Below are 12062 nucleotides of genomic sequence, written 5' to 3'. Positions count from 1 at the left end.
AGCCGCGGCCGTTGCTACCAGCGGTAGCTGAACTTCGCCTGCACCGCGCGCCTCTGGCCGAAGTACTGCCCGTTGCCCGCGACGTAGCTCCTGTCGGTGAGGTTGGTTGCGTTCAGCGCGAAGCTGTAGGGGCCCTGCTCGTAGCGCAGCGCCGCGTCCACCAGCGTGTAGGGCGGGTTGTAGCTGCTGTTGTCGGTGCTGGCCGGCACCTTGCCGACGTGGCGTATGCCGCCGCCCACGCTCCAGCCCTGCAGCGCGGGGCTGCCGAAGCGGTAGTCGAGCCACAGCGAGGCGGTCTGGCGCGCCGTGTTCAGCGGCTGCTTGCCTATCTCCGCCGGGTTCAGGCTTTGGGTGACCTTGGCGTCGAGCAGCGTGTAGCTGGCCACCAGCTTGAGCTGTTTCGTGAGCGCGGCGCGCGCCTCGAATTCGGGGCCGCGCGTGCGCACCTCTCCGATCTGCGAGACCGGGCCGATCACGAAGGGGTCGAAGGTGGGCGAGTTGTTCTTGCGCAGGTCGAAGACCGATACGGTGAAGAGCGCGTCGATGCCGGGTGGCCGGTACTTCAGGCCCGCCTCGAACTGGCGGCCGAGCTCTGGCTTCAGCGGGGTGCCGTTGGGGATGGCGCCCGGCAGCGGCGTGAACGAGGTCGCGTAGCTGAAGTAGGGCGCCAGCCCGTTCGGCGCCAGGTACAGCAGGCCCGCGTTGTAGGTGGTCTTGGTGTTGGTGTCGATGCCGAAGGAGGAGGTCACCAGCCGGCTGACGCTGCTGCGCGCGCGGTCCTGCCGCACCGTGAGTCCCAGCGACCACGGCCCCTTGCGCATCTGGTCCTGAACGTAGAAGCCGCGCTGCGTGATGCTGTTGTCGCCCAGCCCGTTCACGGGCGGGCCGGACACCGGCTGGCCATACACCGGCGCGAAGGCGTCGATGGAGGGCGCCGGGCCGATGCCGCCTTGCTGCCAGCTGGCCTGCCGCTGGTATTCCATGCCCATCAGCAGCGTGTGCGACACGGAGCCTGTGCTGAAGCGGCCTTCCACCTGGGTGTCGAGCGTGCTGGTGCGATTTTTTTCGTCGACCCGCATCACCATGCGGTCGAGCGTGCGCTGGTCACTCTGGAAGCCGGTGCCGTAGACCTGCCGGTAGTGGATGTCGAGCCTGGCGTGGCGCGCGTTCTGCCGCAGCGTCCAGTTGTCGCTCAGCTGGTGTTCGAACAGGTAGGTGAGCGAGAACGCGTCGCGGTTGTAGCGGTCGTAGCCGGGCTCGCCGATGTAGCGCTCGCGCGGAATGCTGCCCCAGGGGTTGGGCGTGATGAGCGCGCCCTGGGGCCAGATGCTCTTGGGCGTGGTGCGGTCGCGCGTGACCTCCGCCATCAGCGTGACCTTGGTGCGCGCGGATGGCATCCACGTCAGCGATGGCGCGATGAAGCTGCGGTCGTCACGCGAGTAGTCGGTCTGGCCGTCGCTGTTGCGCAGCACGCCGTTGAGCCTGAAAAGCAGGCTGCCGTCGGCGTTCATCGCACCGCCGATGTCGAAGCTGCCCTGGCGGCGGTTGCGATTGCCCACCGAGACGCTCACCTCGCGCACTGCTTCCGCCGAGGGCCGCTTGGACACCATGTTGATGGCGCCGCCCGGCGCCGACGGGTCGTACACCGCCCCCGGCCCCTTCAGCAGCTCGACGCGCTCCAGCGCCTGCGGCTCCACCAGCCAGCGCGTGGCGAAGCTGTTGGTGGGCAGCTTGAAGCCGTCGAGGTACTCGGCCGGCGCGAAGCCGCGCACCGTGAGCGAGGCAAAACGCGTGTCGTAGCCGGCGACCTCGGTGAGCACGCCGGCCGAATAGCGCAGCGACTGTTCCACGGTGTGCACGGCCTGGTCGTCCATCTGCGCGCGCGTGACCACGGTGACGGCGCGCGGGGTTTCCAGCAGCGGCGTGTCGGTGCGCGTGGCGGTGGCGCTGCGCTGCGCCACATAGCCGTCGACCTGGCCGTCGGCGCGCTCGCCCGGCGCGGTGACGGTGAGCATGGGCAGGATGGCATTGGCACCGGTGACAGCGGCGGCCTGTCGCACCGCGTAGGCGCCGCTGGCGCCGGGCACGGCCTCCAGCCGGTGCGGGGAAAGCAGCTCGGCCAGGCCTTCGGCCACGGTGCGCTGGCCCTGGATGGCGGCGACGTTCTTGCCGCGCACCAGAGCCGGATCGAAGGAGAGCGTGATGCCGGCCTGGCGCGCGAAGCTGCTGAGCGCGTCCTCGAGCGCGCCGGCCGGAACGTGGAAACTGGCGCGCGTCGGGGCATCCGCCGGCTGCGCCTGCGCGCGCGCGGAATTCATGGGCGCAGCCCATCCCGCCGCGATGCCCAGCAGCAGCGCGGAAAGCAGGGTGGGCCTGGTCTGCCGGAACCGCCAGAACCCGGGATGGCGGTCCGGAGAAAGGCGTCTCAACGTCGCGCGACAGTCAATGTGCCTCCAGTGCCGCGGTCGAGCCTGACCGGCAGTGTGCGTACCAGCGCCTCGAGCGCGCGGCCGACGGGATCGGGGCCGCTGAGCTGGAAGACGCCCGACACGCGCAGCGATGCCGCATCCGCGTCGCAGAGCAGCGGTGTGGCGTGGTAGCGCGCCAGCTCGGCGATGAAGGCATCGAGCCTCATCTGCCGGGCCACCAGCGCGCCGTCGGTCCAGGCGTCGGGCTCGAAGCTGCGGTCCACGATGCGCTGGGGCGGTTGTGCCGTGCCGCCGTTGCCGCGGCGCACGACGTAGCCTTCGCCGGCCTGCGCGACCACCGGCTGCTGCGCGTCGCCGGCGGTGTGGATGGCCACGCGGCCCTCGGCCATCGACAGCCGCGTCTGGTCGTCCTGCTCGCGCACGCCGAAGCGAGTGCCCAGCGCCTCGAAGCGCGCATGCGGCGTCTCGACCCAGAAGGGGCGGTGGCCGAGCAGCGAGCCGTCGTCCGCGCCGGTGCGCACGAAGAGCTCGCCGCGCCGCAGCACGATGCGCCGGTTGCGCGGCGAGAAGATCACCTGCACCTCGGAGCCGGTGTTGAGGTTCAGCTCGGTGCCGTCGGCCAGCGTCACGCGCTTGCGCTCGCCCACGGCGGTGGCGTAGCCGGTGCGGCTCTCCCACGGCTGCTCGCGCCAGACGAAGAGGCCGACCATGCCGCCCGTGACGGCCAGCCCCATCACGCCGAGAACCCCGAGCGCGCGGCGCCGGCCCTGCTGCGCCCGCAGGCGAGTGGCCGCCTGCAGCGCGCCGTGCGCCAGCGCACCGCCGGCCTCGCCCATGCGCGGCACCTGGCGGAAGGTGTCTTCCACGGCCTGCACCTGCTGCCAGGCCTGTTCGTGCGAGGGATGGGCGGCGCGCCATGCGCCGCATTCGTCATGGGTTTTCTCGTCGGCGCTGCCGGAGCCCAGCCGCACGGCCCAGGCGATGGCCTGGTCGAGCAGCTCGGCGGCCGTGGCCGTGCCGTCGCCGGTTGGCGGGGTGGAAGGAAATGCTGCTTTCATTCTGGATGGCTCTGCGCACTTCCCGTGATCCCGGTCGCACGAAATAGCCTCGGCCAAAGCCAGGAACACCGCGGAACCGGCTTTGCCGGGCCGCCGGTGTTGCCCCCGGTGATGGGGGAGGAGAAGCGACACGAAGTGCGCGAAGCCTGGGGGAGTTTCATCATTTCAGCGCCAGGCAGTGACGGATGGCGGTGGCCATGTATTTTTCTACGGAGCTCAGGCTCACATCGAGGCGCTGCGCGATCTCGGCATAGCCGAGGCCGTCGAGCCGCGAGAGCAAAAAGGCGCTGCGCGCCTTCGACGGCAGCCCGTCGAGCATCGCGTCGATGCGCACCAGCGATTCGACCAGCAGCATCTGCGCCTCGGGTGAGGGCGCCTGCGGCTCGGGCAGCGCGGCGATCGCCTCCAGGCAGGCGCGCTCCAGCGTGCGGCGGCGCACATGGTCGACCACAAGGCCGTGTGCGATGGTGGTGAGCCAGGCGCGGGGCTCGCGGACTTCGTCGATCTCGCGCGGGCGGCCCAGCACGCGCAGGAAGGTGTCCTGCGCCAGGTCGGCGGCGTCGCCCGGGTGGCCCAGCTTGCGGCGCAGCCAGCCGAGCAGCCAGCCGTGATGGTCGCCGTAGAGGCTTTCCACGCTGCGCGAGGGAGGACGGTCGTCCGGCATGGAGGAGGGCGAGGAAAAGTCGTTCGGGAACGCGGCGAGTGCGGCAGGCATGAATCTATCTCACTGCGTAGGCGCTTGCGAACGGCACGCCGCCCTGGCGGGGCATCCGGTCGGAAGCCCGTGGCCCCGGGTCTGCATGATGGGCGCGAGCGTGGACAGGGCCATCGTGCCGGCGCGGCCCTGCTCGCAGCGGCCGAAGCCGACCGAGAGCGCGAGGCCGGCCACCGCCGCGCCGAGGCAGCAGCCGTCGACGAGTCGCCGCGTGGCCATCAAAGCAGCCCCTTCGGCGCCCGCGCGGCCCGTACGCCGTAAAGCGGAAACCGCAGCGTGAGGCAGCCATCGCCAAGCGGCGAGGGCGCGGTGTAGATGCGCGCACCGTGGCGCGCGGCGATGGCCTGGCAGGCATGGGCCAGCGGCGACGCGGGGCGGCCGATGCCGGTCTCGAAGGCCTGCGAGAGACGGGGAGCCGCGTCGGCCTCGCGCAGGCTCACCACGGCCTGGTGCCCCTGCGCGCGCGCCAGCACATGCAGCGTCGCGCCCTGCGGCAGGGCCGTGGCGGCCGCGTCGGCGATGTGCGCCATGAGCCGTGGCAGGTCGCCGGGGATGGCGGCCACCGTCAAGGGGGTGTCCGGCACGGCGAAATCGAGCCCGATGCCGCGCTGCGCCAGCGTCGTGCCGTGGGTGGTGGCGAGCGCGCGCAGCGGCTGCCGCAGGTCGATGCGTTCGCGCGCGGCGGCGGCTTCCTGCCGGGCGGCGAGCTGGGCCGTCGGCGAGCCCGCGGTGCGCGTCGTGATCGCCTTGCCGGTGAGCCATGCTGCGCCGAGCGCGAAGAAAGCGGCCACCACGAGGCCCAGGCTGCCGGTGCTCATCGGGCGGTCTCCCGGCTGCGCGATGCAGGCGACGGTGCGTGGAGGCGGTGACGGATGTTCTGGATCTGAAGCATGGGGAGGCGGTTCCTCTTTCGGTTCCGGGGGGATGCACCTTCTTGCCGAACGAGGCCGCAAAACCCGCAACGGCGAGCCGAAGAAAGAGCGGATGTCAGCCCCTGCACTCGGGCGCGGCCTTGTCCAGCATGGTCACGATGCGCGCCACCAGACGCTCGCTGTAGGCCGGCGCGGGGTGCAGCACGTCGGCCATCTCGGCGGGCTTGAAGGACACGGCGCCCCAGTCGGCGAAGAGCGCGCCGGTCTCGGCGGCCACCTTGCGGGCGACGGCGTCGGCCGCGTCCCTGCCCGTCGCGGTGTGCGTCTGCCGGCTGAGGCCGGTGATGACCGGTGTGCGCCCCTCGGCCTGCACGTGCGCGACCATCCGGCGCAGCGCTGGCTCGTAGGGCTGGCCGGACATCGCGTCGTTGATGCCGTGCTGCAGCACCACGAAGTGCGTGGTCAGCGGCGCCGTGGAGAACGCGGGCGCGCGCCGGGTGGCAGTGGAGCCCGACTCGCTGTTGTCGATCACCGTGTAGGCGGGGCGCAGGCGCTTGAGCATCGCGGCGGGCGGTTCGTCGAAGCGCTGGTCGGCGGCATAGCCGCCGTGGAGGATCGAGTCGCCCTCGAAGGTGACGGTGCAGTCGCGCTGGGCCGGCCTGGCTGGCGGCGAGGCTTCCCGAACCTCCTGTGCCGGCTGCCGGGCGGCGGCGTTGCTCTTGCTGCTGACGCTGTCCCTGTTGCCCCCGCAGGCGGGAACCAGTGCGCCGATCGCAAGGATGGCGAGCAGCGTGAGCGCGATGTCTGAAAGGCGGACGCAGGCCGCGCGGTGGTGTGCGGGAAGAAAAACCAAGGCAATCTCCGGATGGCACCTCCGGCAAGTCGAAGGTGTTCATCCGGTTGCCGAACGAGCGGCCGAAACCCGCAATGCGCGGTGGAAAAAAGCTGAGCCTCAGTCTTTCGACGCCACGCAGGCCATCTGCAGCTGCTGCAGGTGCGAGCGGAAGGCGACCGCGTCCTGCCAGCCGTCCACCACGAAACGGTGGTCGCGCGCGGCGGGCAGGTTGGCGGCCGGGGCCAGGCTGACCCGGTAGCGCTCGTCCACGGAGAACGCGATGTGAAGCGTCTCCAGCCGCAGCGAGGCGGTGGCCTCGCGCTCGCCGGGCGCGGTGGTCGCGAGGCGCAGGATGCAGGGCGTCGCGAGCGTCAGCCTTGCATCCACGCTGCGCGTCTCGTGTCCCAGCATGCCGTTGAGCGCATGGATGTGCTCCGCAGCGCTCATGTCACGGGCGGCGGGCGCGTCCTTGGTGGGGTAGCCGTCGGTGCAGGCGCCCGCTGTCGCCGCGACGGCGAGCCCGGCGGCGATCCAGCGCCGCCGCCTTGTGGCCACGGGCGCCTTCACACCACCAGCGAGACGATGCCGGCCACGCCCGCGCAGGCCGCCACGCCGGCGAGCAGGCCGGCATCGCGGTGGTTGGAGACGAGGCGTTCGCGCCAGGCCAGGTAAAGCAGCAGAAGGCAGGCGCCGAAGATGGCCCAGGTGAGTTCGTTCATGACAGGAGTCGATCGGGTGAATGTGGTTGGATGCCCCGCGCCGGCCATGGCCGCGCGGGACGACGACGAACGCGACGTGCGGGCACAGCGGCCCGCGCGTCGCGGATTTCGAGGAATCGTGGGAAGAAGAGGAGGGAATGACGCGAGCTGGCCCGCGCCATCCATCGCCTAGGCGGCGATGTCGTGCATGCGCGGCGGCTTCAAGGGAACCCGTGGCACGCGGGATGCCGGCGTGTGCATGTCCTGCGGCGGTGGCGCGTCACGCCACGCGGCATGGCGCAGCGTGGCGTTGCGCAGTCCGCAGATTTCGGAGAGGTCCGGCGCTAGCTCGGTGGCCGGCGAGCGTTCTTCCAGCGTGGTGAACGGCCCGGCCGGTGCCTCGCAATTGGGGCTCGACAGATGAAGCCCGGCGATGACTGGCGCCATCGCCGCGTCGTGCGGCTTGGCCAGCGCGGCAAAGCTTTGGCAGCCCAGTGCGAACACGAGCAGCACAGCGAGGAGCCAGCGGGGCATCGTCGGCGAGGGGATGTGTCTGTTTTTCTTCAGCGCTTGGCGAAGACGCCGTTCCACGCGAACACCGAGTTGGGTGCGTTCACGCGCAGCGGCAATGCGGCGGGGCTCAGCGGAGCTTCCTTCTTCTTCTGCTGCGAGGGTTCGTGCTCCACGCGCACGCCCTTGGCCAGTTGGTCTTCGACCAGGCTCTGCAGCGTCACCGAGCCCAGGAACTCCATCACGTGGTGCTTGGCGGAGGCCCACAGCGCCTCGGTGGAATAGCAGCCCTTGCCGCCGGCCTCGCCCTTCTTCGACGAGTCTTCCGCGTCGGACAGCGGTTGGCCGTCGACCGAGGCGAGGATGTCCGCCACCGTGATTTCGGACGCCCTGCGCGTCAGTGTGTAGCCGCCGCCCGGTCCGCGTGTCGCCTTGATCAGCGCGTGCTGGCGCAGCTTGCTGAACAGCAGTTCGAGCGACGAGCGGGCAATGTGCTGGCGCCTGCTGATCGATGCCAGTGGCACGGGGCCGTCCTGCTCGCGCATCGCGACATCGATCATGGCCGTCAAGGCGAAGCCGCCCTTCGTCGTGAGACGCATGGAGTGTTCCTCGGTGTTGGGTTTTGCAAACAATGGTGCATAGGTGTCCGAAAGGCCCCGAAAAGTTTCCGGGGCATGGCAACTACGGTTTTGAAACACTTTGAAAGGGCGCCCTGTGTCCAAGGCGGGCGGGGGTGCCGATGCTCTGTAAAGTGTCGGGCGATTCCGCAACCATCCCGTCTGCCTGCCTTGAATTCTTTTCGCCTCGACCACACCCGCTTCGACGCGGCCATCGTCGACCTCGACGGCACCATGGTCGACACATTGGGCGACTTCGCCGCTTCGCTCAACCGCATGCTCGACGACCTCTCGCTTCCGCACGTGGCGCCCTCCGCCATCGAGACCATGGTGGGCAAGGGCTCGGAGCACCTGATCCATTCGGCGCTCGTGCATGTGATGGCGCCGGCCATTGCCGATGCCAATGAGGCCGGCGCGAAGGCCCGTGCGCTTTTCGACCGCGCCTGGGAGCGCTACCAGCATCACTACCTCGCCATCAACGGACGGCACTCGGCGGTGTACCCCGGCGTGGCCGAGGGGCTGAAGGCACTGCGTGCGCAGGGCCTGCGGCTGGCGTGCCTCACCAACAAGCCGACCTCGTTCGCCAAGCCGCTGCTGGCCGACAAGGGGCTCGACGGCTTCTTCGAGCTGGTGTTCGGCGGCGATGCCTTCGAGCGCAAGAAGCCCGATCCGCTGCCGTTGCTGAAGACCTGCGAGGCGATGGGCACGGCGCCCGCGCGAACGTTGATGATCGGTGACTCGAGCAACGATGCGCGCGCCGCGCGTGCGGCGGCCTGCCCCGTGGTGCTGGTGACCTACGGCTACAACCACGGCGAGCCGGTGCGCGGCGTGGATGCCGACGGCTTCGTCGATTCGCTGGCCGAGCTGGTGCCGGCCGCCGCGAGGTAGCCGCCGCGGCTACTGGCTACTGCTTGCCGAGCAGCGCGTCCTTCAGCTTCCAGTCGGCCGGGTTCGGGCCCAGCCAGATGCGCAGTAGCGCGTTGAAGAAGGCCTGCTCCTTGATCGGATCGGGCTGGGGCACGCCGCGCACCGTGATCAGCGTGCCGGTGCCGGGCAGCCAGTCGATGGTGAAGGTGTCGCCGGTCTTCAGCTGTTTCTGGTCGGCGAACATCTGGCCCATGCGCAGCAGGCCCGGAATGAGGTTGACCATTTCGCTCTTGGGCGAGTTGTCCTCCACGCCCTTGGTGAAGAGCTTGCCGAGCTCGTTCGCGTCGATGTCGCGCAGCATCGTGATGGCCACGCGCTTGGGGCCGGGCGCGGCCAGCGCTTCTTCTGGGGTCGACACCTTCTTGCCCACGTACAGGCCTGCGGTGTAGACCTTGAAGATGGCCTTGTAGCGGATGCCTGCGCCGTTGAGCACGAGCGGCGTGCCGCGCAGATCCATCTGGTCTTCGAGCTTGACGCCGCCTACGTCGACCTGCGCGGCCGAGGCACCGAGGCTGGCGGCGGCAAGGCAGGCGGCCAGGGCGAGGCGAGAGAACATGGTCGTGAACGGAAGGGCGGTCAACGCTGTCTCCTTGGATTTTTGCGAACGGTCGTTCGAATGTATCTTTTTGTTCTACTCGCCCGGCCTCGGGGGAACCCTGAAAGCACTGCCGATGCGGTCGATCGAACGCCCGGGCGTTTTCGTGGGCTAAACTCCGCAGCTCATATGTTCGTTCATCACATCATTCAAACAGGTGAAGGCAGCCGGGGAGCCTGGCCCTGGCGTCGCCATACTTCGCTGACTGTTTGATTGCGCGGCGCACGCCGTGCGCCCGCGGTTCCGGACCGGCACGCTCGCCGACACCGGGCCACCCGTGAATGACCTTGCCCCCGGCCGAAGAAGTGCCGCAGGCAACTGGAGAACGAATCCGTGATCACCGAACTTGAATTCAAGAGCCTCAGCGCCCAGGGCTACAACCGCATTCCGCTGATGGCCGAGGCCTTTGCAGACCTCGAGACCCCCCTTTCCCTTTACCTCAAGCTGGCCCATTCGCAAGGCGGCGGCAAGCACAGCTTCCTGCTCGAATCGGTGGTGGGCGGCGAGCGCTTCGGGCGCTACAGCTTCATCGGACTGCCGGCCCGCACTCTGCTGCGTGCCAGCGGCTTCGGCGCCGATGCCGTCACCGAGGTGGTGACCGACGGGCAGGTGGTCGAGACCGTCCGCGGCAACCCGCTCGACTTCGTGGCCGAGTACCAGAAGCGCTTCAAGGTGGCGCTGCGGCCCGGCCTGCCGCGCTTCTGTGGCGGCCTTGCCGGCTACTTCGGCTACGACACCGTGCGCCACATCGAGCGCAAGCTCGAAAAGAGCTGCCCGCCCGACGCGCTGGGCTGCCCCGACATCCTGCTGCTGCAGTGCGAGGAGCTGGCCGTCATCGACAACCTGTCGGGCAAGCTTTACCTCATCGTCTATGCCGACCCGAAGCAGCCTGAGGCCTACGCTGTGGGCAAGCGCCGCCTGCGCGAGCTGAAGGAAAAGCTCAAGTACTCGGTGAGCGCGCCCATCGTGAAGCCCACGCAGCCGCACCCCCCCGAGCGAAGCTTCGCCAAGGCCGACTATCTCGCGGCCGTGGAGCGCGCCAAGGAAATGATCGCCGCCGGCGACTTCATGCAGGTGCAGGTGGGCCAGCGCATCAGCAAGCGCTACACCGAGTCGCCGCTGTCGCTGTACCGCGCGCTGCGATCGCTGAACCCGTCGCCCTACATGTACTACTACAACCTCGGCGACTTCCATGTGGTGGGTGCTTCGCCCGAGATCCTGGTGCGCCAGGAGAAAACCGGCGAGGGCGAACAGAAGATCACCATCCGCCCGCTGGCCGGCACCCGTCCGCGAGGCGCGTCGCTGGAGCTCGACAAGGCGGCCGAGGTGGAGCTCATCAACGACCCGAAGGAACGCGCCGAGCACGTGATGCTGATCGACCTCGCGCGCAATGACATCGGCCGCATCGCCAAGACCGGCACCGTGAAGGTGACGGAAGCTTTCGCGGTGGAGCGCTACAGCCACGTGATGCACATCGTGAGCAACGTCGAAGGCACGCTGAAGGACGGCATGACCGCCATCGACGTGCTCAAGGCGACCTTCCCGGCCGGCACGCTGACCGGTGCGCCGAAGGTGCACGCGATGGAGCTGATCGACGAACTGGAGCCCACCAAGCGCGGCCTGTACGGCGGCGCCTGCGGCTACATCAGCTACGCGGGCGACATGGACGTGGCCATCGCGATCCGCACCGGCATCGTGAAGGACCAGATGCTGCACGTGCAGGCCGCGGCCGGCGTGGTGGCCGACTCGGTGCCCGAGCTGGAATGGAAGGAAACCGAGGCCAAGGCGCGGGCGCTGCTGCGCGCGGCGGAGCTGGTCGAGGAGGGGCTGGAATGAGCGCCGCACCCGATATTCAGAACGACTTCTCGCACGAGATCATCGGTGCGGCCGTCGAGGTGCAGCGCGTGCTCGGCACGGGGCTCGACGAAGGGGCCTATGCGGCGGCGCTGGCCATCGAGCTCGCCGAGCGCGAGATCGGCTTCGCGCGCGACGTGGCGCTGTCCGCCAGCTACAAGGGGCGCGCGCTCGGCGAGGTGTACCGCGCGGGCTTCGTGGTCGAGCAGTCGGTCATCGTCGAACTCAGGGCGGTCGACGTGCTGACCGACCTGCATCGCGCCCAGGTGCTGGCCGCGCTGCGTCTTTCGGGCCTCAAGCTGGGCCTTCTGATCAACTTCAACGTGTTCCCCGTCGTCAAGGGCGTGCACCGGATTGTGAGCAAGCCATGAAACTGCTGATGATCGACAACTACGATTCCTTCACCTACAACATCGTCCAGTACTTCGGCGAGTTGGGTGCGGACGTGCAGGTGCACCGCAACGACGAGATCACGGTCGAGCAGATCGGCGAGCTGATCGCCTCGGGCGTGACGCGGCTGGTGGTGTCGCCGGGGCCTTGCTCGCCGGCGGAGGCGGGCGTGTCCGTTGCAGCCATCGAGGCCTTTGCGGGCAAGCTGCCCATTCTTGGCGTGTGCCTGGGCCATCAGGCGATCGGCGCGGCTTTCGGCGGCAAGATCGTGCGCGCGCAGCAGCTCATGCACGGCAAGACCAGCGAGATCACGACCACGCAGGAAGGCGTGTTCGCGGGGCTGCCCCAGAGGTTCGTCGTCAACCGCTACCACTCGCTTTCCATCGAGCGCGAGAGCTGCCCGAAGGCGCTGGCTGTCACCGCCTGGACCGACGACGGCGAGATCATGGGCGTGCGGCACACGGGCTTCGCGCACGATGTGCGCATCGAGGGCGTGCAGTTCCATCCGGAGTCCATCCTGACGGAGCACGGTCACGCCATGCTCAAGAACTTTCTGGATTGA

15 protein-coding genes are annotated in these 12062 nt (G+C 69.1%); 4 read left to right on the top strand and 11 right to left on the bottom strand.

Going from position 1 to position 12062, the window contains the following annotated elements; genetic code table 11:
- Positions 1 to 14: 14 nt before the first annotated feature.
- The 10 genes from AC1VNX_RS31435 to AC1VNX_RS31390 form a co-directional block, all read right to left on the bottom strand.
- Complete coding sequence (locus tag AC1VNX_RS31435) at positions 15 to 2318, bottom strand: TonB-dependent siderophore receptor (protein WP_483161438.1); 2304 nt, start codon at positions 2316 to 2318, stop codon at positions 15 to 17.
- 107 nt (positions 2319 to 2425) lie between these two features.
- Positions 2426 to 3487: a FecR family protein gene (locus tag AC1VNX_RS31430; protein WP_483161437.1), complete on the bottom strand. Its 1062-nt coding sequence runs from the start codon at positions 3485 to 3487 to the stop codon at positions 2426 to 2428.
- A 160-nt stretch (positions 3488 to 3647) separates the two neighbouring features.
- Positions 3648 to 4151 carry a sigma-70 family RNA polymerase sigma factor gene (locus tag AC1VNX_RS31425; RefSeq protein WP_483162050.1) on the bottom strand — a complete coding sequence of 168 codons (504 nt, stop codon included), beginning with the start codon at positions 4149 to 4151 and terminating at the stop codon, positions 3648 to 3650.
- A gap of 60 nt (positions 4152 to 4211) precedes the next feature.
- Positions 4212 to 4421: a hypothetical protein gene (locus AC1VNX_RS31420; RefSeq protein ID WP_483161435.1), complete on the bottom strand. Its 210-nt coding sequence runs from the start codon at positions 4419 to 4421 to the stop codon at positions 4212 to 4214.
- On the bottom strand, positions 4421 to 5020 hold the full coding sequence (locus AC1VNX_RS31415) for a hypothetical protein (RefSeq protein WP_483161434.1): 600 nt from the start codon (positions 5018 to 5020) through the stop codon (positions 4421 to 4423). Before AC1VNX_RS31415 ends, AC1VNX_RS31420 begins: the two co-directional genes overlap by 1 nt.
- Before the next feature lie 169 nt (positions 5021 to 5189).
- On the bottom strand, positions 5190 to 5927 hold the full coding sequence (locus tag AC1VNX_RS31410) for an SGNH/GDSL hydrolase family protein (RefSeq protein ID WP_483161433.1): 738 nt from the start codon (positions 5925 to 5927) through the stop codon (positions 5190 to 5192).
- A 99-nt stretch (positions 5928 to 6026) separates the two neighbouring features.
- Complete coding sequence (locus AC1VNX_RS31405) at positions 6027 to 6464, bottom strand: hypothetical protein (RefSeq protein WP_483161432.1); 438 nt, start codon at positions 6462 to 6464, stop codon at positions 6027 to 6029.
- 8 nt (positions 6465 to 6472) lie between these two features.
- Positions 6473 to 6628 (bottom strand): hypothetical protein, encoded by a 156-nt coding sequence (locus AC1VNX_RS31400; protein WP_483161431.1) that lies wholly within the window; start codon positions 6626 to 6628, stop codon positions 6473 to 6475.
- A 168-nt stretch (positions 6629 to 6796) separates the two neighbouring features.
- Positions 6797 to 7141 (bottom strand): hypothetical protein, encoded by a 345-nt coding sequence (locus AC1VNX_RS31395; RefSeq protein WP_483161430.1) that lies wholly within the window; start codon positions 7139 to 7141, stop codon positions 6797 to 6799.
- 29 nt (positions 7142 to 7170) lie between these two features.
- On the bottom strand, positions 7171 to 7716 hold the full coding sequence (locus AC1VNX_RS31390; protein WP_483161429.1) for an Rrf2 family transcriptional regulator: 546 nt from the start codon (positions 7714 to 7716) through the stop codon (positions 7171 to 7173).
- Positions 7717 to 7905: 189 nt separating this feature from the next.
- On the opposite strand from AC1VNX_RS31390, the gene AC1VNX_RS31385 reads away from it, so the two are divergent.
- Positions 7906 to 8622, top strand: a complete 717-nt coding sequence (locus tag AC1VNX_RS31385; RefSeq protein ID WP_483161428.1) for a phosphoglycolate phosphatase — start codon at positions 7906 to 7908, stop codon at positions 8620 to 8622.
- Between the two features lie 16 nt (positions 8623 to 8638).
- Here AC1VNX_RS31385 and AC1VNX_RS31380 read toward each other — a convergent pair whose 3' ends face one another.
- On the bottom strand, positions 8639 to 9217 hold the full coding sequence (locus AC1VNX_RS31380) for a chalcone isomerase family protein (RefSeq protein WP_483162049.1): 579 nt from the start codon (positions 9215 to 9217) through the stop codon (positions 8639 to 8641).
- Positions 9218 to 9589: 372 nt separating this feature from the next.
- Here AC1VNX_RS31380 and trpE point away from each other — a divergent pair, with 372 nt between their 5' ends.
- Genes trpE through AC1VNX_RS31365 form a run of 3 tightly spaced genes read left to right on the top strand, consistent with a single transcriptional unit; the run spans position 9590 to position 12062 of the window.
- Entirely contained in the window at positions 9590 to 11092 is a 1503-nt protein-coding gene (gene trpE / locus AC1VNX_RS31375; protein ID WP_483161427.1) for an anthranilate synthase component I, read from the top strand.
- On the top strand, positions 11089 to 11481 hold the full coding sequence (locus tag AC1VNX_RS31370) for a GxxExxY protein (protein WP_483161425.1): 393 nt from the start codon (positions 11089 to 11091) through the stop codon (positions 11479 to 11481). Before trpE ends, AC1VNX_RS31370 begins: the two co-directional genes overlap by 4 nt.
- Positions 11478 to 12062, top strand: coding sequence for an aminodeoxychorismate/anthranilate synthase component II (locus tag AC1VNX_RS31365; protein ID WP_093208994.1), 585 nt, complete (start codon positions 11478 to 11480; stop codon positions 12060 to 12062). The genes AC1VNX_RS31370 and AC1VNX_RS31365 overlap by 4 nt, the downstream gene beginning before the upstream one ends.

The sequence above is a fragment of the Variovorax sp. TLI9-5A genome (genome assembly GCF_056867935.1).
Note: the sequence above shows the minus strand (reverse complement) of the source record. Positions and strands in the feature narration are given on the sequence as shown.

Bases quoted from the DNA above. Each gene is read 5' to 3' on its own strand.
- AC1VNX_RS31435 (WP_483161438.1), bottom strand. From the start codon at position 2,318: ATGAATTCCGCGCGCGCGCAGGCGCAGCCGGCGGATGCCCCGACGCGC.
- AC1VNX_RS31430 (WP_483161437.1), bottom strand. From the start codon at position 3,487: ATGAAAGCAGCATTTCCTTCCACCCCGCCAACCGGCGACGGCACGGCC.
- AC1VNX_RS31425 (WP_483162050.1), bottom strand. From the start codon at position 4,151: ATGCCGGACGACCGTCCTCCCTCGCGCAGCGTGGAAAGCCTCTACGGC.
- AC1VNX_RS31420 (WP_483161435.1), bottom strand. From the start codon at position 4,421: ATGGCCACGCGGCGACTCGTCGACGGCTGCTGCCTCGGCGCGGCGGTG.
- AC1VNX_RS31415 (WP_483161434.1), bottom strand. From the start codon at position 5,020: ATGAGCACCGGCAGCCTGGGCCTCGTGGTGGCCGCTTTCTTCGCGCTC.
- AC1VNX_RS31400 (WP_483161431.1), bottom strand. From the start codon at position 6,628: ATGAACGAACTCACCTGGGCCATCTTCGGCGCCTGCCTTCTGCTGCTT.
- AC1VNX_RS31395 (WP_483161430.1), bottom strand. From the start codon at position 7,141: ATGCCCCGCTGGCTCCTCGCTGTGCTGCTCGTGTTCGCACTGGGCTGC.
- AC1VNX_RS31390 (WP_483161429.1), bottom strand. From the start codon at position 7,716: ATGCGTCTCACGACGAAGGGCGGCTTCGCCTTGACGGCCATGATCGAT.
- AC1VNX_RS31380 (WP_483162049.1), bottom strand. From the start codon at position 9,217: ATGTTCTCTCGCCTCGCCCTGGCCGCCTGCCTTGCCGCCGCCAGCCTC.
- AC1VNX_RS31370 (WP_483161425.1), top strand. From the start codon at position 11,089: ATGAGCGCCGCACCCGATATTCAGAACGACTTCTCGCACGAGATCATC.
- AC1VNX_RS31365 (WP_093208994.1), top strand. From the start codon at position 11,478: ATGAAACTGCTGATGATCGACAACTACGATTCCTTCACCTACAACATC.